Raw genomic sequence first — 23,262 nt, forward strand, 5'->3', positions numbered from 1 at the left:
GACCAACGCCGGATCTGCAAGCGCGTTCACTGGCTGGCACTTTCCGAATGGCGCAGCTGAATGCGCCGGTGCAGCGCCGTGATGCGGCCATCGCCGGTCGGCTGGTAGAACACCGAGTAGCGCTTGGCGGTCGAGGCAAAGGCCTCGGCGTCGGCAGGCTTTTTCACTTCGAATGCATCGAAGCCGGCGCGCAGCATGAACACGAACTGGTCGCGCAGCACCTGGCCGGTCGCGCGCAATTCGCCGCGATAGCAAAAGCGCTCCCGCAGCAGCCGCGCCTGGCTGTAGGCGCGGCCGTCGCGGAAACTCGGAAACACCAACGCGATGACCGCGAGCCGGTCGATCCAGGGCACGAGTTCATCGACGTCGCGATTGTTCGGCCAGATCACGCCGGTTTGCCCGGCGCGGCGCGACAGCGTCTCCGCATTGGCGAGAAACCGCGCGCCAGAAATCAGCACTGCGCCAGCGCCGGGAATCTCGGCATCGTCGGCGATGTGGACAAAGCCATCGCCTGATATTTTTCCGCTCTTAACGAGTGGCATAGACACGCTCCCTGAAAGGTTCGACGCCAAGCCGCTTCACCGTATCGATGAAAAGCTCATCGGGGCGCGCGCGCAGCGCGAGGTAGGCCTCGACGATATCCTCGACCACGTCGGCGACTTCGCCGTAGGGCACGGCCGGCCCGATCAAGGTGCCGACCGCCGCGTTTTCGTCGGCGCGGCCGCCGATCGTGATCTGATAGAATTCCTCGCCGTTCTTCTCGACCCCGAGAATGCCGATGTGGCCGACATGATGATGGCCGCAGGCGTTGATGCAGCCGGAGATGTTGATATGCAGCCGCCCGATCAGATTGGCGGTGTCGTGATTGGAAAAGCGCCGGGTCAGTTCCTGCGCGATCGGGATCGAGCGCGCATTGGCAAGCGCGCAATAATCCAGGCCCGGGCAGGCGATGATGTCGCTCACGAGATTGACGTTCGGCGTGGCGAGGCCGATTTTATCCAGCGCCTTCCACAGCACCGGCAGATCGCGCCGCGCGACATGGGGCAGCGCGAGGTTCTGCTCGTGACCGACGCGGATTTCGCCGAACGAATATTTGTCGGCGAGATCGGCGATCGCATCCATCTGATCGGCGGTGGCGTCGCCGGGCGGTCCGCCGACCGGCTTCAGCGACAGCGTCACGATCGCGTAGCCCGGCACCTGGTGCGGCGCGACCGAATTCCTGCGCCATGCCTCGAACAAGGAATCGTGCGCCGCCTGCTTCAATTCTTCCGGCAGATGCGGCAGCTTTTCGTAAGCCGGGTAGGTGAAGCGCGAACGGATGTCCTCGACGTCAGCCTCATCCAGCGTCAACGCGCTGTCGCGCATCTTGAGCCATTCGTCCTCGACCTCGGCCGCGAATTTCTCGATACCGAGCTCGTGCACCAGGATCTTGATGCGGGCCTTATAGATGTTGTCGCGGCGGCCATACTGGTTGTAGACGCGCAGGATCGCCTCGACGTAACTCAGGATATCGCGGCCCGGCAGGAACGGTTTTATGGTTTTGCCGATGAACGGGGTACGGCCGAGGCCGCCGCCGACCAGCACCTCGAAACCGGTTTCACCATCAGCTTTTTTGTGCAGCCGTAAACCGATGTCGTGCACCTTGATCGCGGCGCGGTCGTGCTCCGATGCGGTGATGGCAAACTTGAACTTGCGCGGCAGGAAGGAGAATTCCGGGTGCAGCGTCGAGTATTGACGCAACAGCTCGGCCCAGATGCGCGGGTCCTCGATCTCGCCGGGAGCGACGCCGGCCCACTGATCACAGGTGATGTTGCGGGTGCAGTTGCCGCTGGTCTGCATCGCATGGATGCCGACTTCGGCGAGATCGGCCAGCGCGTCGGGCAGTTCGGCAAGCTTGATCCAGTTGAACTGGATGTTCTGCCTGGTCGTGAAGTGCCCGTAGCCGCGGTCGTAACGCCGCGCCACATGCGCGAGCCGCCGCAGCTGCTTCGACGACAGCGTGCCATAGGGGATCGCGACCCGGAACATGTAAGCGTGCAGCTGCAGATAGACGCCATTCATCAGCCGCAGCGACTTGAATTCGTCCTCGGTGAGTTCGCCGGCGAGACGTCGCTTCACCTGATCGCGGAACTCGCAGACCCGTTCGTTGATCAGCGTGCGGTCGATTTCATCATATGCATACATCGGAAAATGCCTACGCCGGGACCGGAAGTTCGATGGTGACACCGCGGGACCGGATATGTTCGCGCAGGTTGCCGGGCTTGATCTGGCCGGATTCCTTGATTTCGACCGGCGCGATATAGGCGCCGACCGCGCCGACATCGTCGGCGGTCGCCTCGGCCAGCAGCAAGCGGGCTTCGTCGGCGGCACGGACGATCGCGGCGTCCGACAGATCGGTCGACCAGCCCTTTGCAGCGGTACGATAAATCACCACGCCATCCCAGGTGCGGTTGGCGGTGACCATGGAAGGGCCCGTGATTTTGATCTTTTGTTGCAGCGGAGATGTCATTCGGCGGCGACCTGTAGGTATGAGACTGGTTGAGCGAGATGAGATTGGCGCCAGGGCGCGGAACGCGCGACCACATCGCCGATGATGAGGATGGCCGGACCGCCGTCGATTTTTTCGACCAGCGCCGGCAATTCGTCGAGCGTTCCAACGGCGGCCTGGGCATCGTCCTGCGTCGCGCGCGCGAAAACGCCGACCGGCGTTTGCGGCGAGCGGCCGGCGGCCAGCAGGCCTGAACGCACCGCCGGCGCCGCGGTCATCCCCATATAGACCACCACGGTCATTTTCACGTCGGTCAGAACAGACCAGTCGACGGTTTCGGCATCTCTCGCCTTGTGCGCGGTGAGGAAAGTGATGCGCAGCGCCTCGTGCCGGAAGGTCAGCGGCACCTCGAATTGCGCGGCGGCGCCAAGGCCTGCGCTGATGCCCGGCACCACCGAATAGGTAACGCCGGCCTGCCGCAGGGCTTCGACTTCCTCGCCACCCCGGCCGAACACAAAGGGATCGCCGCCCTTGAGGCGCACCGCGCGCTGTCCCGACCGCGCCGCCTCGATCAAGAGCTTGTTGATCGCGTCCTGGCCGATGCCGGGCTTGCCGACGCGGCGACCGACCGCGATGCGCGACGCATCGCGGCGGGCGCGATCGAGGATTTCCGATGGCACCAGCTCATCGTAAAACACGACGTCGGCATCCTGCAACGCGCGCAGCGCCTTGATAGTCAGCAAATCCGGATCGCCCGGACCGGCGCCGACCAGCGTCACCCTGCCCTCGGCACGACCTGACGCCGCCGCGCCGGCAAACGCCGATGGGTCGGGAATATCTTGGAGCGCCGCTTCGGCTTCGGCGCCGCGCCCGCCGAGCACCAGCGCGCCGATCGGGCCATCGACCACGCGCTCCCAGAAGCGGCGGCGCAACTGAAATTCGGGAATGCGGCGGTGGATGGTCTTGCGCCAGCGGCCGATGAAGGCCGCGAGATCGCCGATCCGCGCCGGCAGCGCCGCCTCGATCCGCTCGCGGACCCGGCGCGCCACCACGGGCGAGGCACCGCCGGTGCCAACCGCCACCACCACGTCGCCGCGATCGACGATGGCAGGAAAAATGAAGGTCGAAAGCGCAAGCTCGTCCATCACGTTCACAGGGACGCCGAGCGCCTTTGCCCGCGCCGACATGGCCGGCCCAATCTCGCCGGCGCCGGCACAAAGCACCGCAATGACACCGCCGAGATCGGCGGTTAACGGATCACCCTCGGCGAGTTCGATTCGTGCAGCATCGAGCGCCGCCAACCCGCCGAGATCATGATCTCCGTCGGTTGAGTACCAGCGGACGCGCCCGCCCGCCGCGGTCAGCAGCCGCAGTTTCGCGCGCGCCAGATCGCCGGCGCCGACGAGCAGCACCGGACCGGTTTGCAGATCGAGAAATACCGGCAGGAATCGCATGCGAGACTCGCTTCCCCAACTTGTGGGGTTGACTGGAATTATTTTCTATATATGTCTCATTCAACGCCCGCAAAGAGAAAATTATTTCTTCTCTATCGCGGTGCAACTGTAGAATTTCCAGCTGTTCAAGCCAAGGGCCAGAGATGCATCTTCTCGACAACGAACCAATAAAAGACCGGTCGCATCGGACCGGCCCGGAGGCGGCATCTCCGACCCTGCCAATTTCGACCGATGGCCCTCCTGCGCCTGCACCCTCGATGGACCACCTCGATGCGCTCGAAGCCCAGAGCATCTACATTTTCAGGGAGGCCTTCGCGCGGCTGAAGAAGCTTGCGTTATTGTGGTCGCTGGGCAAGGATTCCAACGTCATGATCTGGCTGGCGCGCAAGGCCTTTTTCGGCCGGGTGCCGTTCCCCGCTTTGCACGTCGATACCGGCAAGAAATTTCCCGAGATGTACGCGTTTCGCGACCGCTACGGCAAGGAATGGGAGCTCGATCTCAGGATCGAAACCTGTCCAGCGCTGGAGACCATCGACCCGACCCTGCCACCGGCCGCACGCTCCGCAGCGCGCAAGACGGAAGGGTTAAAACTGGCGCTCGGCAAATATGGCTTTGACGGACTGATCGCCGGCATTCGCCGCGACGAAGAGGCGACGCGTGCCAAGGAGCGGGTGTTCTCGCCGCGTGGCACCGAAGGCGAATGGGACGTGCGCGATCAGCCGCCGGAATTCTGGGACCAGTTCAACGCCTCGCCGCCGCCGGGCGCGCACCTGCGCATTCATCCGATCCTGCATTGGACCGAAGCCGATATCTGGGCCTACACCCAGCGCGAGAACATCCCGATCATCCCGCTTTATCTGGCGAAAGACGGCAAGCGGTATCGCTCGCTGGGCGATGCCGACATCACCCATCCGGTGGCCTCGACCGCCTCCAGCATCGCGGAAATCCTGATCGAGCTTGACGGCAGCAAGGTGCCGGAGCGCGCGGGCCGCGCGCTCGACCACGAAACCGAAGACGCCTTCGAGCGGCTGCGTGTCGCCGGCTATCTCTGAAGAAGCGGCACCAACCTTGGTAGTCAGATGAACATGATCGTTCCCACCGCACTCACGGCAACACCCAACGGCACCACCCGCCCGCAGGTGCGCATCGTCATCGTCGGCCATGTCGATCACGGCAAGTCGACACTGGTCGGCCGGCTGTTGCACGAAACCGGCAGCCTGCCCGAGGGCAAGCTCGAAATGCTCAAGGCCGTCAGCGCCCGGCGCGGCATGCCGTTCGAATGGTCGTTCCTGCTGGATGCGCTGCAGACCGAGCGCGACCAGGGCATTACCATCGACACCACGCAGATCAGCTTTCGCACGCGCTCGCGCGACGTGGTGCTGATCGACGCACCCGGCCACGCCGAATTCCTGCGCAACATGATCACCGGCGCCTCGCAGGCGGACGGCGCGGTGCTGATCATCGACGCGCTGGAGGGCGTGCGCGACCAGACCAGGCGACACGGCTACCTGCTGCACCTGCTCGGTGTCAAACAGGTCGCGGTGGTCGTCAACAAGATGGACCGGGTCGATTTCAGTGCGGCGCGATTCGAAGCGATCAGGGATGAAATATCCGCGCACCTTGTCGCTCTCGGCGTGACGCCGTCGGCGATCATTCCGATTTCCGCGCGCGACGGCGACGGCGTGGCCGAGCGCACGCCGCGGATCGGCTGGTATGATGGACCGACGGTGGTGCAAGCGCTCGATGCGCTGGAGCCGGCGCTGCCGCTGCAGCAGCTAGCGTTGCGCCTGCCGGTGCAGGCGATCTACAAATTCGACGACCGCCGCATTGTCGCAGGCCGCATCGAGTCGGGCAGCCTCGCCGCCGGCGACGAGATTGTGATCATGCCGGCGGGCAAGATTGCCAGGATCAGGAGCGTTGAGGGTTGGCCGGCCACGCCGGTCACGTCGGCGCAAACCGCGGGCAGGTCGGTCGGCATCACGCTCGACCGCGAACTCTTCATCGAACGCGGCGACGTGATTGCCCATGTCGGCGCGGCCCCGCGCGACACAAGGAGGATTCGCGCGCGCATTTTCTGGCTGCACGACGCACCGCTGGCCGTGGGTGCCTCGCTGCTGGTCCGGCTCGGCACGCGGGAAACCCGCGCCACCGTGGTCGCCATCGAGAAAGCGGTCGATCCCGGCGAACTCTCGAGCGTCGTGACGAAATCGATCGCGCGCAATCACGTCGGCGAGATTGACCTGTCGCTGGCGCAGCCGCTGGCTGCCGATCCCTATACCGACAATCCGCGCACCGGGCGTCTGGTGATCGAGGTCAATGGCCGGATTGCCGGCGGCGGCCTCGTGATGTCGGTCGATGCCGGACAACGCGCCGTTCCCGTCGATATCGTGCCGGTGGAATCCGCGCTGCGTCCCGACGAGCGCTCGGCGCGTTATCGCCACGGCGGCGCGGTGGTCTGGCTGACGGGCTTGCCGGGTTCCGGAAAATCGACGCTGGCGCGCGCGCTGGAACGCAGATTGTTCAGCAATGACGGCTCGCCGATCCTGCTGGACGGCGACACCCTGCGCGCCGGCCTCAACGGCGATCTCGGCTTTTCCGCGGCCGATCGCAGCGAAAACATCCGCCGGCTGGCGGAGGTTGCCGCCCATCTCGCGCGCAACGGGCACATCGCCATCGTCGCCGCGGTCTCGCCTTCCCGGGAAGATCGTGCCGCGGCGCGCCGCATCGCCGACGCTTTTTTCCGCGAAGTCTATGTCGCCACGCCGGCTGAGGTGTGCGAAGGCCGCGATCCCAAGGGCCATTACGCCAAGGCGCGCGCCGGCGCCCTGCACGGCTTCACCGGCATCGGCAACGACTACCAGCCGCCGGCGGATTGCGAGTTGACGATCGACACCTCGACACGCCCGGTCACGGATGCCACCGACGAGATTGAGCGGATGCTGGCCCGGTCAGGCGTGCTGTTCCAGGAACTGGCCGACCTCGCGGCGAATATCTGAAGCGTTGCGAGCTTCGGTACAACCCTCCCGAAGTTGTTTTTGTCGTCATGGCCGGGCCTTGTCCCGGCCATCCACGTCTCTCTTTCTGCGACACAATCAAGACCATTGAGACGCGCCGTTGCGTCGTCCGATTTGGCGATGCGCCCGAGACGTGCGCGCCCGGCATCACATGACGCGAACCTCGCACGGGCGCGGATCTAACTTTTTCGTACGCGCACCTCGACGCCCATCGCGCGAAAGACATCCGCAAAGCCGACGCGGTGCTCGCTCCCCACCAAAATATCGAAAACAACCCCATGCAAAGTAACATGGCGGCGCCGGCATGGATGCCTTGACCGAATCCCGTGAAAACATTCGACATGTCGGGCAAATCAGCGCGGTCGGGTGGGATCGAGGCGCGGACCAGGCTTCTGATGATGCCGACGGTTCCTCGACCCCCCCTATCATTCCGTACGGCGGGTTTTCCCGATACGGCTGTAAGACTGGCATTTCAGAGGGCGCCTTCCCGGATGCCGCGTTAAGTCTGCTGCCGACATACACGCCGTTTCAACCACGAGGCCGGACATCGTCGATACTGCGGCACGGCAGGCTGCGGCCAGTCTCACGATAACCCGCCCGTCATCGAATCAATATCTCGATCCGCTCGCGAACCGATGTAACGATGTAACGTCCCGCGGTTTCCGGAACGGCTTCGATCGTGGAAGCCGACAGCGGATGAAGGCTCATAGCCGGCGGGACGAAATGGAGCTCGTAGGAAAAGCGCGGTGAATGAGCAGAGGAAATTCCGGGTGTCGCTTCGCTTATCCGGCCACGCATCCTACCCCGACTTTCTTTCCCGCGATGCCATCTTCAACGCAGTCCTTTGGCTGGATTTGGCTAGATAAATGGGGTAAGGTAGCACAACTTTTGATTGTTTGGCGCACGGTGAACGGATCCCAAAATCGATCCGCGTGCGGTATCTTTTTTGGTTCGTCAGCAGAATCTATGGGTAGTTTCTGGCGCCCAGCTTGGCCGCGTCCGAAATTACCGCCTCCGGACCCTTCTCAGCCCCCCGGCTTTGGCGCTAAAAGGGCCCGCCAGCGCGGCCGTTTGGCGCGCTTTTTGCTGCTTCCAACCCACCGGAAGGTAGTTTTTCGAGCGCCTTTCGCTGAGAAAGCCCCCAATGACCCGTATCGACGCCCACGGCTTGAAGATCGCCCCCGTCCTGTTCGATTTCATCGAAAAGGAGGCCACGCCCAATACCGGGATTGCGCCGGACAGCTTCTGGGCCGGGCTCGCCGCCATCCTGCGCGATCTGACGCCGCGGAACAAAGAGCTGCTCGCCGTCCGCGACACCCTGCAAGCAAAAATCGACGACTGGCACCGCGCCCACAAGGGCAAGCCGTTCGACCTCAACGCCTACACCGCCTTCCTGAAGGAGATCGGCTACCTGCTGCCCGAGCCGGCGACCCACAAGGTCGAGACCGCCCCTGTCGACGAAGAGATCGGAAAAATCTGCGGACCTCAGCTGGTGGTGCCGCTGACCAATGCGCGCTATGCGCTCAACGCCGCCAACGCCCGCTGGGGCAGCCTGTACGATGCCTTCTACGGCACCGACGCTATTCCGCATGATCCCACCGAGACCGGCAAGGGCTACAACAAAGCCCGGGGCGACAAGGTGATCGCCAAGGCAAAAGCCTTTCTCGATTCCGCCGTACCGCTGGCGACCGGCAGCCACACCGATGTGACCTCCTACGGCGTGATCGCCGGCCAGCTCGCGGTCAAGCTGAAGAGCGGCAACGCCACCGCGCTGAAATCGAACGCGCAGTTCGCAGGCTTCCAGGGCGATCCGTCGGCCCCCAGCGCGGTCCTCCTGGTCAATAACGGCATGCATATCGAGATCAGGATCGATCGCAGCCACCTCATCGGCAAGGACGACCCGGCAGGGGTCGCCGACATGATCCTGGAATCGGCGGTCTCCACCATCCTCGACATGGAAGACAGCGTCGCGGCGGTCGATGCCGAGGACAAGGTGCTGATCTATCGCAATACGCTCGGCCTGATGAACGGCACCTTGACGGCCGATTTCGAAAAGGGCGGCAAGACCCTGACGCGCGCGCTCAACCCCGACCGCGTCTACACGACCCCAAATGGAAAAGAACTCAAGCTGCACGGCCGCAGCCTGCTGTTGATGCGCAATGTCGGCCATCACATGTTTACCGACGCCGTGCTCGACGGCAGCGGCGCCGAAATTCCGGAAGGCCTGCTCGACGCCGCCGTCGCCGGCCTGCTCGCGATCCACGATCTCAAGGGTTTTGCGAAGACCCGCAACAGCCGCACCGGCTCGGTCTATATCGTCAAGCCGAAGATGCACGGTCCCGATGAGGTGGCGCTGACCTGCGAGCTGTTCGACCGGGTCGAGAAGATGCTGGCGCTGCCCGAAAATACCATCAAGGTCGGCATCATGGACGAGGAGCGCCGCACTACGGTCAACCTCAAGGCCTGCATCCAGAACGCCTCCAAGCGCATCTGCTTCATCAATACCGGCTTCCTAGACCGCACCGGTGACGAGATTCATACCTCGATGGAAGCGGGAGCCATGATCCGCAAGAACGACATGAAGGCGCAAGCGTGGATCAAGGCCTATGAGGACTGGAACGTCGATATCGGCCTGATCTGTGGCCTGCCCGGCCACGCCCAGATCGGCAAGGGCATGTGGGCCGCACCGGACAAGATGGCGGACATGCTGGCGCAAAAAATCGGCCATCCGCAAGCCGGCGCCACCACCGCCTGGGTGCCTTCACCGACCGCGGCGACGCTGCATGCGCTGCACTATCATCAGGTCAATGTGCCGGCGCGGCAAGAGCAGCTCGCCAAGGCGGGCCCGCGCGCAAAACTGTCCGACATCCTCACCATCCCGGTGTCGAAATCGAACTGGGCGCCCGATGATGTCAAGCAGGAGATCGACAACAATTGCCAGGGCATTCTTGGCTATGTCGTGCGCTGGATCGATCAGGGCGTCGGCTGCTCCAAGGTGCCGGACATCCATGACGTCGGGCTGATGGAAGACCGCGCCACCTTGCGGATATCAAGCCAGCATCTGGCCAACTGGCTGCACCAGGGCGTCATTACCGAGGCGCAGGTGATGGAATCGCTGAAGCGGATGGCGGTGGTCGTAGACGGACAGAACAAGGACGATCCCTTGTACCGACCGATGGCGCCCGGATTCGACGGGGTCGCCTTCAAGGCCGCCAGCGACCTGATCTTCAAGGGACGCGAGCAGCCCAACGGCTACACCGAATTCATCCTGACCGCGCGCCGCCGCGAAGCCAAGGCGGCGGGGTGATTTGGCGCTTTGCAGCCTCAGGGCACCACGCTTTTCAAGCAGCCGATCCGATTCCACACACCATGTCGCGAGAACGCGAACTGGATTGCTTGGTAGCTATGCCCGCAATGACAAGAGGCATGCTTCCGGCCAAACTCCTAAAAGACCGCGATGTATTTCAGCAGCGAAATGACGCCGAGAATGATCACGACGACCCGTGCGATCTGTTTGGCGCGGCCATCGAGCGGCAGCAGATTGATCAGATAGAGAATAAGGATCACGACGAGGAATGTGACCAGCGCACCCATCAGCATTTTTATGTCCCCCCGAATGTCTGGAAAATCCAGCCTCGCTCCAACGCGCCAGGGGCTTTCGGGTTCCAGGCGTGGAACCTGCATGGCAAGCGCCGATCCGCCCACGAGTCGCAACAACGACCGCGGCCGCTGTGCAGCAGCAGGGCACCGCCGCTCAGGATTACCCGCAGCACCCGAACCCAGCGTCCGCAACTGGGCGATCCGGTTACCGGGTTTCTGGGTAAAGGGCGCAAGGCATGACGGCCGGCGCGGCGTGATTTGCTACTCGGCCGCCACGACCGGCAGGTGCTGATAACGCACGAGCGCCGATTTAGAGACCGGCGAGAAATTCAACGATGCGGCGCGTTTGTCCGCGCTGTGTTCGGCGACCATCAGCCCGTCGACACCTGTGACCAGATCCCCCTTGCGAAGCGTCGGGTCGTTTTCGATCTTGACCGGCGCAAGGCCGAATTGGTCCTTGCCATTGCAGCTGCAGCCCGCGACGATCTCTTTACGATAGCGAAAGGCATTCGGCAATTCGGAATAGGGTTTGCCGCTCTCGGTTGCAGCCCTGTCGATATCGCTGCCATAGACCACCACGGCTTTGCCCGCCGGACACAAGCTGTTGCATGAAGCCGCCCGGCTCTGATGGTCGGACCCGGCGACCGGGAAATAGCGACCGTCGCAGCTGCGCACGCAGAAGGCCTCTGAGCCACCGTAAGAGCTGACGCGCGGACGCGGAACGTCGCTCCGCGGAACAACGGGACTGCCCTCGCTGGCAAATGGCAGCGGCATCGCAGCTGGAGCCTGCGGCCGGCCGCCGCCGAACCCGCCGCCGAACAGCGCGGAGAGAAAGTCTTCGGCGTAGGCCGCGGGAGCCAACGCCAGCAGACACGATCCCGCAGCTACCGCCAACACCGCCTGCCCGGGCCATCTCCTGAACATGGTCGTCTCCGAAAACGGGTGGAACTTGAGCAGGTTGAACTTCAGTACAGGGACGATGCCGAAAGGTTCATCGCCTGGTGGCTGGTGGATACGGCCGTCACGGCCGGATGCGACCGTGCCGCCACCGCTCGAACCGGCATTGTCACCTTTGTCTCCGTGCCTCCGGCTTGCAGGCGCTGCGCATTCTTCTGCAGCACCACGACCCTGGTGCCGATGTCGACGCGACTGAACAGGTCGGCGACGTCTTCATTGGTCAGGCGGATACATCCGCTGGAGACGAATTTGCCGATCGTCGAGGGATCGTTGGTGCCATGAATGCGGTATTCGCTGGAACCTAGATACATGGCGCGCGCACCCAGCGGATTACCGGGGCCGCCGGCCATGAAACGCGGCAGATAGGGCTGGCGCGCGATCATTTCTGTCGGCGGATACCAATCCGGCCATTCCGCCTTGCGGCTGATGGTCTGGACGCCGGACCACGTAAAACCCTCGCGGCCGACGCCGACGCCGTAACGAATGGCGCGCCCCTGGCCGAGCACGTAATAAAGCGCGGTATTGCCGGTATCGATGATGACGGTGCCGGCCGCTTCGCTGGTATCAAGCGATACAATGGCGCGCCGCAGCCGCTCGGGCACCACACTGCTGTCGCCGTCGTCGCTCAGCGCGGGCTGGGCGGGCGCCAGCATGAGATTGTCGGAGGAAAATGCACTTTGCGGCGCGGAGGCGTAGCCGAGCGCCTGCGCGCTCGCTTGGCTCGAGAAAATGGCCGCCGACAGCATCAATGCCGCGCCAAACACCTGCGCGCCGCTCGCGCGCAAGGGAGACCTGCGATTGCCTGCGGATGTCTTTGTCATGATATGCCCCTGTGATGCGCATCTCGATGATGCTGCTTACTGCAGAACAAACGCGACCGAGGCTTCGCAGTTCCGCCACAAACTAAAAGGAGCGACGCTGTCAAGCCGTGGATTGCTCACGATTTTGCGATGGAACTTCTGTCAACCCCCGGCGATTTGTCGGGTGCTGAGCCCGGCACGCAGCGCTAAGTCGGGCTCGCTGTCACGTCAGCCGCAGTGTTGGGGGAAAGCCAGTTGCGTGTCCTTCCCGGAGAACCTGCGCTTTCCAACCCAAGGGAAGCAGCGCCGCTGCCCGACAGTAAGAGCGAATTGCCGCCGGTCATCAAACGCGCGGAGGTGGTCGCGTCCGCTTTGGTTGGGCTGCTTGTAATCTCCATCGTTGCCGTTCTCTATGTCGCGAAGGCCTTCTTTCTTCCGGTGGTGGGGGCTTTCGTGGTCGGCACCATGCTTTCGCCGGCGGCGGCGTTGCTTGAACGTTATCGGATTCCCCGTGCCGTCTCTGCCGTGCTGATCGTCTCCGCCGTTGGCGCCGGCGCCGCCTTGATGGTCAGCCTGATCTCTTCCCCCTTGATGCAATGGACCACCCGCCTGCCGGAGTTGGGATCGCAGCTCCGGGACAAGCTGCATGTGTTCGACCGGCCGCTTGCGCTGTGGCAGGAATTGCAGAACATGCTTGGCGGATCCGGCACGCTGTCCGCCGCGCCGTTCCAGATGCCGAAATTCGACTGGGTGCAGCCAACCCTGGAATTCCTGTCGCCGACCTTCACCGAATTTCTGCTGTTTTTCGCGACGCTGATCTTGTTCATCGCCAGCTGGCCGGACCTGCGACGGGCGCTGATCATGACATTCGGCGATCGTGCTGCGCGGCTGCGCACCTTGCGGATCCTCAACGAAATCGAAGGGCATCTTGGCGGCTATCTGCTCACGGTGACGATGATCAATCTTGGCGTCGGCACGGCGACCGGCATGATCTGTGCGGGCACCGGCATGCCCAAACCTGCCGGGTTGGGTGCGCTGGCGGCGACCTTGAACTTCTTCCCGATTATCGGCCCGGTCGCGATGTTCGCGATCCTGGTCGTGGTCGGGGTGATCGCGTCCTCTACCCTCGGTGCCGGCCTGATCGCCCCGCTGGCTTTTGTCGGCGTTGCCTTTCTGGAAGGCCATTTTGTCACGCCGACCATCATCGGTCGCCGGCTCGAGCTGAACGCGCTCGCGGTCTTCATGGCGCTGGCGTTCTGGACCTGGTTGTGGGGACCGATGGGCGGCTTCCTGTCCTCGCCGCTTTTGATCGTGGCCCTGATTCTCAAGGAACATTTGATGCCGGAGGACAGGCCGCATTTGCCGCCGGGCTGATCGGGGTTCGACAGCGCGCATTCGGCAAGAGCTTGCCCCCGGACTTGAGCCGAGGGCGGGTCCGGCTCTCGGATCGGAATACGAAAACTTACTGAAGCCGGGCGAATGCCCTGTGGAACTTACCTCGCGGCGAAACGTTTGCGCGGGTACGTAACTCTGGTTTTCGGGGAGCTTTTGATGTCGAGCACGGACGGCGAAATCGGAATGAGAGATCTGACGGATAAAGCGACCCAGGAACGCCTCGAAAAGGATGTAGCAGCCGTGAAGAACGATATCTCAGCCCTTACTGATCAGATTACCGACGTGCTCAACACGTTTGCCGGCGCTGCCCAAAAACAGGTGCACCGCGGTTACAAGCAGGCTCGATCCAATATCGACTCGGCTGTCGGCGACGTGTCGGAGCGCGGCAGCGCCATGATGGAGGCCGCAGAGGACGCGGCATCTTCGATCGGAGAGACGCTGGAAGATGCCATTGCACAGCGTCCGCTGGCGACCGTGGGGCTGGCGCTCGGCCTCGGTTTCCTGATTGGCGTGACGTGGCGGCGCTGATCGCGATGGCGATGGCCGCCGCAGCTCTATGTTCTCATGAGCCGCAAGGGCGGCGCGAGACGCGCCGTCAGGGCTCCTTGCCAGCATGATGTTGAATGAGGCTTGCAGATGTTTCAGCGCATCATCGATAATATCAAGAATTCTGCCGGCGCCACCTTGCGGCTGACGTCGCTGGCGGCAGCGATGGCGCTGGCCTTGTTCGTCACGACAGCATTTCTGTGCGCCGCGGCATTCGTGTTCGTGCTGCAGAATTACGGATTGATAGAGGCTTGCCTAGCCGGTGCCGCCGTGTTCTTTGTGGTCACGCTGATCGCGGCCGTCTTTTACATCCTGCAGAAGAATCAGGCCGAAGCCCGCGCCGCTCGCGCGGCGGAGACCGCGAAATCGGCCGTGCATACCGCGCTCGCTGACCCCATGCTGGTCTCAGTAGGCCTCCAGGTGATCCGCGCCATCGGCATCAAAAAGCTGATCCCGATCCTGGCCGTGGGGGGACTGGCCCTGGGATTGCTGGCCAGCCGCCGCGCGCCCGTCGATGAAGCCCCGGCCGAGTGAACTTTCAGCGCAAACGCTATTTCCGTCCAATTCCAACCAACCCCGAATTGTCCGCGCGACCGGCTCAGTCAGGTCAGGTCACGCAGCGTCCGGGCGGGAGCTGCTTGGCGACCTCGGTCAGGACGCTGACGACGGGCTCGCAGGCAACGGTCGACCGGCCATTTCCGGGCTTCGGCGATGGCGGCGCCAGCGCGCCGCTGCGGCGCGCCTGGGCGACGGGAATGCGCACCAGCACCGACGTATCGGTAAAACCTCTGAGGTGAAGCGAGATGGTTTGCGTAGGGGCGCCCGACGGAGCGACAGCGGCCGCACGATTGGCCTTGGCGGCCCGATTAACCGCGGCTGCAGGGGTGCCCGGATGAGCTCCTGGGGAGAGATCGCGGCCCAAGGCAAACTGCACCGCGCCAAAGGTCAGCGAAACGGCGATTGCCCCGAAAACTCCCGCTGCCAGTCTTGACATTTTCCGCTCGCCCCGATCGCCTGATAGGCGTCTTGTTGGTAACGCGAGGGCACCGGCGCGGTTCGGGGACCGACAATCACTTAACCGTGTGTTAAAAAAATTTCGGCGGCTGGAACGACTCCAGGGGCCTGTGCGTCATACCGGCAGCCGGTTATTCCCCCCTGCCCCATTGACCGGCGCTGTAGGGCGCGGCTGTGGTGATGCCAGCCGCGCCCTACTTTTTTCCAATAACGGACGACCCTGTTCAATTCAAAGATGCCGCGCACAGCAAGGCGCCCGGCCGCCACGTCGATCCCGCTTCGATGCGATTGGCCCCGGCCTTGGTATTACGAAGCCGCCGCGCGCGGCGCACGGTTGCGGGAATTGCGCTGGAAGAACAGCGCCTGGCTGGCGACGGCGGACACCATCGCGGGCTGGAACGGCTTCGAGATCAAAAACGCCGGTTCAGGGCGCTCGCCAGTCAGGAAGCGTTCGGGATAGGCTGTGATGAATACGACCGGCACCTCGAAGGTTCCCAACAGTTCGTTGACCGCTTCGAGGCCGGAGCTGCCGTCGGCGAGTTGGATGTCGGCCAGGATCAGCCCCGGCTTCTTGTTCTTAGCCAGCGCAACGGCGTCGGAATGGGTGCGGGCGACCCCGATCACATTGTGGCCGAGGTTTTTCACCAGGCTTTCAAGATCCATCGCAATGAACGTCTCGTCCTCGATGATCAGCACATCGGTGGCGATTTCCGCCGCCATCTCCCGCCCGGCGGTATCGGCGAGCCGGCGGGTCTCGGCGACGTCGGTGCCAAGAATGAACGCCACCTCCTCTTCGGAGAATCCTTCCAGCGACAGCAGCAGGAAAGTCTGGCGCGGCAACGGCGTAATGTTCGAAAGCCGTCGCTCCGAGGGCAGCGGCAGCGCCGCCACGTCGGCATCGTCGTTGATCGACACCGAATTCCAGATCTGGGTGAACAGCCGGAACAGTCCGGCCCGCGGCCCGTGCTGCTCATCGAGCAGGGAGGGATCCTGGAGCAGGGCCTCAAGCATGGCCCCAACATAGGCATCGCCCGACGCCTGGTTTCCCGTCAACGCACGGGCATAGCGGCGTAGCAGCGGTAAATGCTCAGCAACAAGCTGTGATCGGGTCATCCCCACTCCATCTTTGTCTTGGGCCAAACCATCCCTGCGGGGTGACCCGTGTCCCCTGGCGCCGGTAATTACGCCCGAGCCGGACAAAAGTTCCCTCCGCTGCGGAACTTTTCAGCCGGATTCGAATTAGCCCCCGTGGAGATGCCGGCAAAGCCTCTGGAATCAAGAGTTTATTCCTGAAGCCGCAGGGGATCTAGTTCTAGGGGGAGCGCGGAAAAAGGTCATGAAAGATGTGAAGTCTCAAGGCAAGCCGGGCGGCCTGAACGCCGAGATCCAGGCAAGAATCGGCCACCAGCTCCGTGCGATGTATGACGATGTTGTGAGGCAGGGCGTCCCGGACCGCTTTGCCGAGCTGATCCGCAGACTTGATATACCCGAGGCTGATCCCCAAGTGGAAAACACGGGCGGCTCAGAAGGGGGGAGGGAATAATGCCTCTCACGGATTCGCTACGCGAGGATATTCTGGCGGCGGTGCCCAGCCTGCGCGCGTTCGCCATCTCGCTCAGCGGCAACGGGGATCGCGCCGACGATCTGGTGCAGGAAACATTGCTGCGCGCGCTCGCCAATATCGATTCCTTTCAACCCGGCTCGAATCTACCGGCATGGCTGTTCACGATCCTGCGCAACCTGTTCCGCTCCGATTACCGCAAGCGGCGGCGTGAGGTGGAGGATGCCGAGGGCAGCTATGCCAAGACGCTCAAAACCCAGCCAGCCCAGCAGGCGCATCTCGAATTCGAGGAATTCCGCGCGGCGCTTGACAAGCTTCCCCAGGACCAGCGTGAAGCGCTGATCCTGGTCGGCGCTTCCGGCTTCTCCTACGAGGACGCCGCGGCGATCTGCGGCTGTGCGGTCGGCACCATCAAGAGCCGGGTCAACCGGGCACGATCGAAGCTCGGTGCCCTGCTCTACGTCGATGGCGCCGAGGATTTCGGCCCCGATGAAACGGTACGCGCCGTGATCGGCGGCAGCGGTGGATAAGACAGCTTCTACCGCATCGGTCGCGGTGGAGCGGATAGTTGTCCGGTGCGGTCCCTTTCCGTCACATCGACGACGGTCTCCATCGGCGCGGTGAGTTCGTACACATAACTGACGTCGGTGAAATATCGCTTCGACACCCCGCCAAGCGCCTCAGGCGCGACGCGATCGAGCAGGATGAGGCCGAAATCGCTGTCGGGGCGTCGCGTCGCCTCGCTGGTATTGAATTCCTCCCAGCGAAAATGGAACGTAATGTCGTGATCCTCCCCGATCACCTCCCACTGTGCGACGATGTTCGGGTGCTTGCCGACCAGCGACAGCCCCTCGTCGGCATGCGACGCCAGTTCGAAGAACAACAGCGACAGGCTTTGCGCGGCCCGCGCGCTGACGGTGATATCGGGACCGCTGACCGCGATACGCTCGGCGTGGGGAATTGAGCGCGCTTCAAACAGCCCTTTCAGTTTCACGCCCTGCCACTGGCTCTCGCTCAGCAGCGAGACCACGTTCGACATCGCATGAATCCGGCCGATCAGCAGTTCCCGGGCGACATCGATATCGGAGCCGTGGCGCAGCGTGCGTGTCACGATCGACTGGATCACGGCGAGGATGTTCTTGACCCGGTGATTGAGTTCGTCGATGACCGCGGTCAGCCGGCGTTCGAAGCCGATCCGAACCTGGATTTCACGGCTGAGCCGCAGGTTATTATACGCGACATATCCGAACAGCCCGCAGATAATGGCGGTCAGCGCCAGCCCGATGGCCGCCACCATCGCCGCCGTCTGCTGGGCGCGTATCGCGGTGTCGGTCCTGGCGTAATAGCCGAGCGACCAGTCGCGGCCTCCGAATGTCACCGTTCTCGTCATCGATGGTGTCGGGCCGTTTGGTGAAACCGTCCGCGTAGCGACCTGCCCCTGATGATCCGCTATCAGCTCTTCGTCGGGGTGGCGCGGATCTCTCAGCACCACGGAGAACAATGAGAGATCGTCATTCACCAGCATCAGCGGCGCCAGTTCGTAGGAAAATGTCACGAAACCTGCCGGTGAGGCCTCGCCCTCCTGCAGCACAGGCGCGGCCAGCACGAGGCCGATCGGCCCGTCGGGTCGCAGCAGCGGCAGTGGATCGGACGCTACCGGCTTGCCTTCGGCCATAGCCCGCGCCAGCATCGCGCCCAGGATCGGGTGCTTATCGAACGCGCGGCCCGCGAAACCCGTGGTATCTGCGTTGCGTGGCTCGACGTCCATCAAGACATCGATCGGCTGGTCAAGCGACCGCGTATCGAACGGCGCATCATCGAAATCCCGGATCGTCGGATCCGGAAATCCCGCGCTGACAAGTTCCGAGCGCGCGGCTTCAAGTTCGCCGGGCTTGAGCCGCGCAATCCAGCCTGCGACCACGAAATCGGTTTTGAAGGCATAGATCGAAGCCCGCAGTGGTTGCAGCATGTTGGCCTTGATCACCGAAGGCGTGTGGAACAGGCCCGATGCAACGCGGGCAAGCAGTTCGCGCTCTGTCAGCCGATCCTGCACCAGGCTGGCGTGAACGTCGATGGCGCGCGCCAGCGCGATACCGTCGACGATCAGCTCCTGTTGCTGGACGCGATAAGCCGCCAGACCGGAAAGCAGAGCCCCGACAAGTGCGATGAAGCCGATGATGAAACCCAGCCGAACCACTCGCTTACTCGAGAATCAGGAGAAAAAAGAGGAGTTGGTGAAGAGACATCCGTCTGCAGCCGGGGCGGCAACAAACCAACACAGAATGAAAACCAGTGGTCTGATATAGTGCAGCAGCGATCATTGCTAGGCAACGGTAGTTGGCGAAGAGGACAGCGAGAGCCTTCAGCGTTGAGCTGACACAGGCCAAGCAATGTTAATTTCCATGAGAGGAAATTGTTCCGGCGAAAATGCGAAAAGCTTGACGCGGCTCCAATCTGGCGGGATCGGAGCAAAAAGTGTTAAAGTGTGAACGGCTCCGGTCAGCCGACTTTTACTTGCGGGTGCGGGCTGAGTCCGCCCTTGGTCTCAATAAAGCCGATGATGCGGTCGAGGCCTTCGCTTTTGCGGAGATTGGTCATGACGAACGGCCGCTCGCCGCGCATCCGCCTTGCGTCGGTGTCCATCTTCTGAAGCGACGCACCGACATGAGGCGCGAGGTCAATCTTGTTGATGACGAGAAGATCCGATCGGGTAATTCCGGGGCCCCCTTTCGAGGGAATCTTGTCGCCGGCCGCGACGTCGATCACGTAAATCGTGAGATCGGCGAGCTCGGGCGAGAAAGTGGCGGCGAGATTGTCACCGCCGGATTCGATCAGCACCACATCGAGATCAGGAAATTTTGCACGCATGTCGGCGACCGCGGCGAGATTCATCGAGGCGTCCTCGCGAATCGCCGTATGCGGGCAGCCGCCGGTCTCGACGCCTGCAATGCGATCGGGCGTCAGCGAGCCCGAGCGGACCAGAAATTCGGCATCCCATTTGGTATAAATGTCGTTGGTGATCGCGGCGATGTCATAGCGCTCCCGCATCGCCTTGCAGAGCAGGTCCATCAACGCGGTCTTTCCCGATCCGACCGGGCCACCGATGCCGATGCGAAGCGGGCCGTTCAAGCTAGCCATTTCGGACGCTCTTTCCTTCGATGCGATGTCGTCCCGGCGTTCGCCAGGACGACACGTTGATACTTAGTGGCCGCGCGCATCATGATCTGAACAGCCTGGTGTATTGGGTTTCGTGCCGCAGGCTGGCGAGGTCGGCGCGAAAGGTCGCGCTGCCGAGATCGTCAAGCGATGCCCCCAGTGCCCGCTTTATGGTCGCTGCCACGGCGGGTTCCAGCAACGCCAGTACCCGCTGGCTGTCGGTTTGCCCGAGCGGGATCAGCCGCGCGCCGGCCGAGATCCAGTTCGACGTCAACGCATGGAAAAATGCGTGCATAGTCGGCACCAGCGGCAGTCCATGAACGGCGCTGACCACACCGACCGCGACCGGGTAGACGATGATACCGTCGCAGCAGGAAACCATTTGATCGAGCCCGTTGCAATTCCATGCGGCGCGCGCGATCTCGATGAACGCGCGTCCCTGCGCCGAGGTTTCGAGCTGACGCTCGCGCGAGGGCACGAACGCTGCCGCCAGTTCCGCGACATCGCGCAAACCTGCCTTCTCCGGCGATGACACGGCCCGGTGGGCATGCGCCAGAAACACCCCGTCGCAAAATCCAGGTCCATCCGCGAGCATCGATTCAAGCCAGTCCCGCAAGGAGGCGGCATCGCCGATGTCGCCGGCTTCCACCGCCCACTCGATGCCGCTGGAATAGGAGAACGCACCGACAGGAAAGGCCGGCGAGAGCCAGGTCATCAGCCGGTACTGTGCCGCCGCCTCGCTATCCCCGATACCGTCCCGATCCCCGGTCGGCGGTGCGACCGCGCTAACGGTATCTATCGGCGCCGAAGCGCCTCGTCGTGGCCGAGCCGGCGCCCTACCTGTGGTCATGAGCATGGGAATCGCCGTGAAGATGGTCATGCTCGCAATGCTCGTCATGGTGATGATCGTCATGGTGATGACGGTGATCGCCATCATGGCGCGAGGAGTGATCATGCACAGCGTGCGCGGCGCTTTGCGGCGCGTGGGCAGCGCCAGAGGCGTAGGCGCCACCTTCCGGATCGAACGGCGCGTCGATCTCGATGACGCGGGCGCCGAGCCCGCTGACCATCGCCTCAATGACGTGATCGCGCCGGATCCGCAGGCCCTTGGGCGTGACCTGCGTGGGCAGATGGCGGTTGCCGAGATGCCAGGCGATCCGAACCAGATGGTGCAGGTCGTTGCAGCGGATCTCCGCCAGCGGCTCCGGCGCGGCAACCACCTCGATCAGCCGGCCGTCGTCAAGCACCAGTGCGTCCCCGCCTCGCAGCACGATTACATTTTCCAGATCAAGCAGAAACGCAAGGCCGCGCGTGCCCGTCATCGCCGTCCGCCGCCGGTGCCGATCGTCGAAATCGAGCACGACCGTATCGGCCGGCGCCTCAGTCCAGCGATGCGAGGTGCGAACCTGCGTTGCCCGGATCATGTGGAAATGCTCACAGCTTCTCAACCTTGCCGTCGCTGATGATCATGAACGAGGTCCCCCGGTCGTCAGCGGACGTCGACCTGGGCGGGCGTGATGATCTCGATCCTGGGCGGCGCCGCCATGCATTTCACGGCGATCCGGCCAAACGTTTTCATATGCTCGGTGGCGCGGTGCGGAACCAGTGCCTCGGCGTTTTCCCACTGTTCGACGAACACCATCCTGGTCGGATCGGTGACGCTTTCATGCAGGTCATAGGCGATATTGCCGGCCTCCTTGCGGGTCTCCTTGATGCAGGCGGTTGCGCCGGCAATCAACTCGGCGCGCGCTTCGGGCTTCACGGTCAGTGTGGCAACAACGTAAATCACGAGATCCTCCCGGTCTTTGTCTCTTAAGGCGTTGGGTGCCGGGAGCAACCTTAGAACATGAAATAGCGCTGCGCCATGGGCAGCACCTCGGCGGGCGCGCAGGTCAGCAATTCGCCATCGGCGCGCACCTCGTAGGTTTCCGGATCGACCTCGATCCTGGGCGTGGCGCCGTTGTGAATCATGCTCTTCTTGGAGATGCCGCCGCGGGTGTTTTCAACCGCATAAAGCTTCTTGTCGATGCCGAGCTTCCTGGCCAGCCCCGACGCCACCGCCGCCTGCGACGAAAACACCACCGAGGAGGCGGTCAGCGACTTGCCGAAGCTCGCGAACATCGGCTGATAATGCACCGGCTGCGGCGTCGGTATGGAGGCGTTGGGATCGCCCATCGGGGCGGCGACAATGGAGCCGCCCTTGATGATGCATTCGGGCTTGACGCCGAAGAAAGCCGGTGACCACAGCACGAGATCGGCGAGCTTGCCCTTTTCCACCGACCCGATCAATTTCGACACGCCGTGCGCGATCGCGGGGTTGATGGTGTATTTGGCGATGTAGCGCTTGACCCGGAAATTGTCGTTACGGCCGCTGTCCTGGGCGAGCTGCCCGCGCTGCTTCTTCATCTTGTCGGCGGTCTGCCAGGTGCGGATGATGACTTCGCCGAGCCGGCCCATGGCCTGCGAATCCGACGACATCATCGAGAGCGCGCCAAGGTCATGCAAGATGTCTTCAGCCGCAATGGTCTCCTTGCGGATGCGGCTCTCGGCAAAGGCGAGATCTTCCGCAATCGACGGATCGAGGTGGTGACACACCATCAGCATGTCCAGGTGCTCGTCGATGGTGTTGCGGGTAAAGGGGCGCGTCGGATTGGTCGAAGACGGCAACACGTTCTTCAATCCGGCGATCTTGATGATATCCGGCGCATGGCCGCCGCCGGCGCCTTCGGTATGGAAGGCGTGGATGGTGCGGCCCTTGAACGCCTTGACGGTGTCCTCGACAAAACCCGATTCATTCAGCGTGTCGGAATGGATCATCACCTGGACGTCGTAATCGTCGGCGACCGACAAGCAATTGTCGATTGCGGCGGGCGTGGTGCCCCAGTCCTCGTGCAGCTTCAGCGCGCAGGCGCCGGCCTTGATCATTTCCTCGAGCGCCGCGGGCCGCGAGGCGTTGCCCTTGCCGGAAATGCCGAGATTGATCGGGAAGGCATCGAACGACTGAATCATGCGGGCGATGTGCCACGGACCGGGCGTGCAGGTGGTGGCGAAGGTGCCATGCGAGGGGCCGGTGCCGCCGCCGAGCAGCGACGTGACGCCCGACATCAGCGCATCGTCGATCTGCTGCGGCGAGATGAAATGGATGTGGCTGTCGAAGCCGCCGGCGGTGATGATATTGCCTTCGCCGGCGATGACGTCGGTGCCGGGCCCGACAATGATGGTGACGCCGGGCTGGATGTCGGGATTGCCCGCCTTGCCGATGGCGGAGATTTTTCCG

Annotated in this window: 23 protein-coding genes; 8 read left to right on the forward strand and 15 right to left on the reverse strand. The window is 63.1% G+C overall.

Annotated elements, in window-relative coordinates; genetic code table 11:
* Positions 1-26: 26 nt before the first annotated feature.
* Genes ABSG20_RS06535 through cysG form a run of 4 tightly spaced genes read right to left on the reverse strand, consistent with a single transcriptional unit; the run spans position 27 to position 3,942 of the window.
* The gene (locus ABSG20_RS06535; protein ID WP_423863686.1) at positions 27-542 is read right to left on the reverse strand and encodes a DUF934 domain-containing protein; all 516 of its coding nucleotides are present in this window, start codon (positions 540-542) and stop codon (positions 27-29) included.
* Positions 529-2,184, reverse strand: coding sequence for a nitrite/sulfite reductase (locus tag ABSG20_RS06540; protein ID WP_423863687.1), 1,656 nt, complete (start codon positions 2,182-2,184; stop codon positions 529-531). Before ABSG20_RS06540 ends, ABSG20_RS06535 begins: the two co-directional genes overlap by 14 nt.
* Before the next feature lie 10 nt (positions 2,185-2,194).
* Positions 2,195-2,509 (reverse strand): DUF2849 domain-containing protein, encoded by a 315-nt coding sequence (locus tag ABSG20_RS06545; RefSeq protein ID WP_423863688.1) that lies wholly within the window; start codon positions 2,507-2,509, stop codon positions 2,195-2,197.
* A complete protein-coding gene (cysG, locus tag ABSG20_RS06550) occupies positions 2,506-3,942 on the reverse strand; it encodes a siroheme synthase CysG (RefSeq protein ID WP_423863689.1) in 1,437 nt (478 codons plus the stop codon). The genes ABSG20_RS06545 and cysG overlap by 4 nt, the downstream gene beginning before the upstream one ends.
* A 257-nt stretch (positions 3,943-4,199) precedes the next feature.
* Between cysG and cysD the strand changes: the two genes are divergently transcribed.
* The 3 genes from cysD (at position 4,200) to ABSG20_RS06565 (ending at position 10,263) form a co-directional block, all read left to right on the forward strand.
* Positions 4,200-4,994 carry a sulfate adenylyltransferase subunit CysD gene (cysD, locus tag ABSG20_RS06555; protein ID WP_423863690.1) on the forward strand — a complete coding sequence of 265 codons (795 nt, stop codon included), beginning with the start codon at positions 4,200-4,202 and terminating at the stop codon, positions 4,992-4,994.
* 27 nt (positions 4,995-5,021) lie between these two features.
* Positions 5,022-6,938, forward strand: a complete 1,917-nt coding sequence (cysC, locus tag ABSG20_RS06560) for an adenylyl-sulfate kinase (RefSeq protein ID WP_423863691.1) — start codon at positions 5,022-5,024, stop codon at positions 6,936-6,938.
* Between the two features lie 1,162 nt (positions 6,939-8,100).
* The gene (locus ABSG20_RS06565; protein WP_423863692.1) at positions 8,101-10,263 is read left to right on the forward strand and encodes a malate synthase G; all 2,163 of its coding nucleotides are present in this window, start codon (positions 8,101-8,103) and stop codon (positions 10,261-10,263) included.
* Between the two features lie 137 nt (positions 10,264-10,400).
* Here the strand turns inward: ABSG20_RS06565 and ABSG20_RS06570 are convergent, their stop codons facing one another.
* The 3 genes from ABSG20_RS06570 to ABSG20_RS06580 all read right to left on the reverse strand — a co-directional run bounded on the left by ABSG20_RS06570 (position 10,401) and on the right by ABSG20_RS06580 (position 12,334).
* Entirely contained in the window at positions 10,401-10,556 is a 156-nt protein-coding gene (locus tag ABSG20_RS06570; RefSeq protein WP_327569772.1) for a Thivi_2564 family membrane protein, read from the reverse strand.
* Between the two features lie 261 nt (positions 10,557-10,817).
* Complete coding sequence (locus ABSG20_RS06575; RefSeq protein WP_423863693.1) at positions 10,818-11,480, reverse strand: DUF2865 domain-containing protein; 663 nt, start codon at positions 11,478-11,480, stop codon at positions 10,818-10,820.
* 41 nt (positions 11,481-11,521) lie between these two features.
* Entirely contained in the window at positions 11,522-12,334 is an 813-nt protein-coding gene (locus ABSG20_RS06580) for a L,D-transpeptidase (protein WP_423863694.1), read from the reverse strand.
* A gap of 234 nt (positions 12,335-12,568) precedes the next feature.
* Between ABSG20_RS06580 and ABSG20_RS06585 the strand changes: the two genes are divergently transcribed.
* The 3 genes from ABSG20_RS06585 to ABSG20_RS06595 all read left to right on the forward strand — a co-directional run bounded on the left by ABSG20_RS06585 (position 12,569) and on the right by ABSG20_RS06595 (position 14,788).
* The gene (locus ABSG20_RS06585; RefSeq protein WP_423863695.1) at positions 12,569-13,687 is read left to right on the forward strand and encodes an AI-2E family transporter; all 1,119 of its coding nucleotides are present in this window, start codon (positions 12,569-12,571) and stop codon (positions 13,685-13,687) included.
* A 177-nt stretch (positions 13,688-13,864) separates the two neighbouring features.
* A complete protein-coding gene (locus ABSG20_RS06590; protein ID WP_423863696.1) occupies positions 13,865-14,236 on the forward strand; it encodes an ElaB/YgaM/YqjD family protein in 372 nt (123 codons plus the stop codon).
* A 108-nt stretch (positions 14,237-14,344) separates the two neighbouring features.
* The gene (locus tag ABSG20_RS06595) at positions 14,345-14,788 is read left to right on the forward strand and encodes a hypothetical protein (RefSeq protein ID WP_423863697.1); all 444 of its coding nucleotides are present in this window, start codon (positions 14,345-14,347) and stop codon (positions 14,786-14,788) included.
* A 73-nt stretch (positions 14,789-14,861) separates the two neighbouring features.
* Here the strand turns inward: ABSG20_RS06595 and ABSG20_RS06600 are convergent, their stop codons facing one another.
* The gene (locus ABSG20_RS06600; RefSeq protein ID WP_423863698.1) at positions 14,862-15,248 is read right to left on the reverse strand and encodes a hypothetical protein; all 387 of its coding nucleotides are present in this window, start codon (positions 15,246-15,248) and stop codon (positions 14,862-14,864) included.
* 326 nt (positions 15,249-15,574) lie between these two features.
* Positions 15,575-16,381, reverse strand: a complete 807-nt coding sequence (locus ABSG20_RS06605) for a response regulator (protein ID WP_423863699.1) — start codon at positions 16,379-16,381, stop codon at positions 15,575-15,577.
* 223 nt (positions 16,382-16,604) lie between these two features.
* Between ABSG20_RS06605 and ABSG20_RS06610 the strand changes: the two genes are divergently transcribed.
* Complete coding sequence (locus ABSG20_RS06610) at positions 16,605-16,811, forward strand: NepR family anti-sigma factor (RefSeq protein WP_423863700.1); 207 nt, start codon at positions 16,605-16,607, stop codon at positions 16,809-16,811.
* Positions 16,811-17,359 carry a sigma-70 family RNA polymerase sigma factor gene (locus ABSG20_RS06615; protein ID WP_423863701.1) on the forward strand — a complete coding sequence of 183 codons (549 nt, stop codon included), beginning with the start codon at positions 16,811-16,813 and terminating at the stop codon, positions 17,357-17,359. Before ABSG20_RS06610 ends, ABSG20_RS06615 begins: the two co-directional genes overlap by 1 nt.
* A gap of 8 nt (positions 17,360-17,367) precedes the next feature.
* On the opposite strand, the gene ABSG20_RS06620 is transcribed toward ABSG20_RS06615, so the two are convergent.
* From ABSG20_RS06620 to ureC, 6 genes are all read right to left on the reverse strand, one after another.
* Complete coding sequence (locus ABSG20_RS06620) at positions 17,368-19,026, reverse strand: CHASE domain-containing protein (protein WP_423863702.1); 1,659 nt, start codon at positions 19,024-19,026, stop codon at positions 17,368-17,370.
* A gap of 302 nt (positions 19,027-19,328) precedes the next feature.
* A complete protein-coding gene (ureG, locus tag ABSG20_RS06625; protein WP_423863703.1) occupies positions 19,329-19,967 on the reverse strand; it encodes an urease accessory protein UreG in 639 nt (212 codons plus the stop codon).
* A gap of 79 nt (positions 19,968-20,046) precedes the next feature.
* Complete coding sequence (locus tag ABSG20_RS06630; RefSeq protein ID WP_423863707.1) at positions 20,047-20,700, reverse strand: urease accessory protein UreF; 654 nt, start codon at positions 20,698-20,700, stop codon at positions 20,047-20,049.
* Positions 20,701-20,821: 121 nt separating this feature from the next.
* Entirely contained in the window at positions 20,822-21,409 is a 588-nt protein-coding gene (locus ABSG20_RS06635) for an urease accessory protein UreE (RefSeq protein ID WP_423863704.1), read from the reverse strand.
* A gap of 65 nt (positions 21,410-21,474) precedes the next feature.
* Complete coding sequence (locus ABSG20_RS06640; RefSeq protein WP_423863705.1) at positions 21,475-21,774, reverse strand: putative quinol monooxygenase; 300 nt, start codon at positions 21,772-21,774, stop codon at positions 21,475-21,477.
* 50 nt (positions 21,775-21,824) lie between these two features.
* Positions 21,825-23,262 (reverse strand): urease subunit alpha (gene ureC / locus ABSG20_RS06645; RefSeq protein WP_423863706.1); only part of this gene is annotated, 1,438 nt, incomplete at its 5' end.

Origin of the sequence: Bradyrhizobium sp., from assembly GCF_049512235.1 — a bacterium.
GTDB lineage: Bacteria > Pseudomonadota > Alphaproteobacteria > Rhizobiales > Xanthobacteraceae > Bradyrhizobium.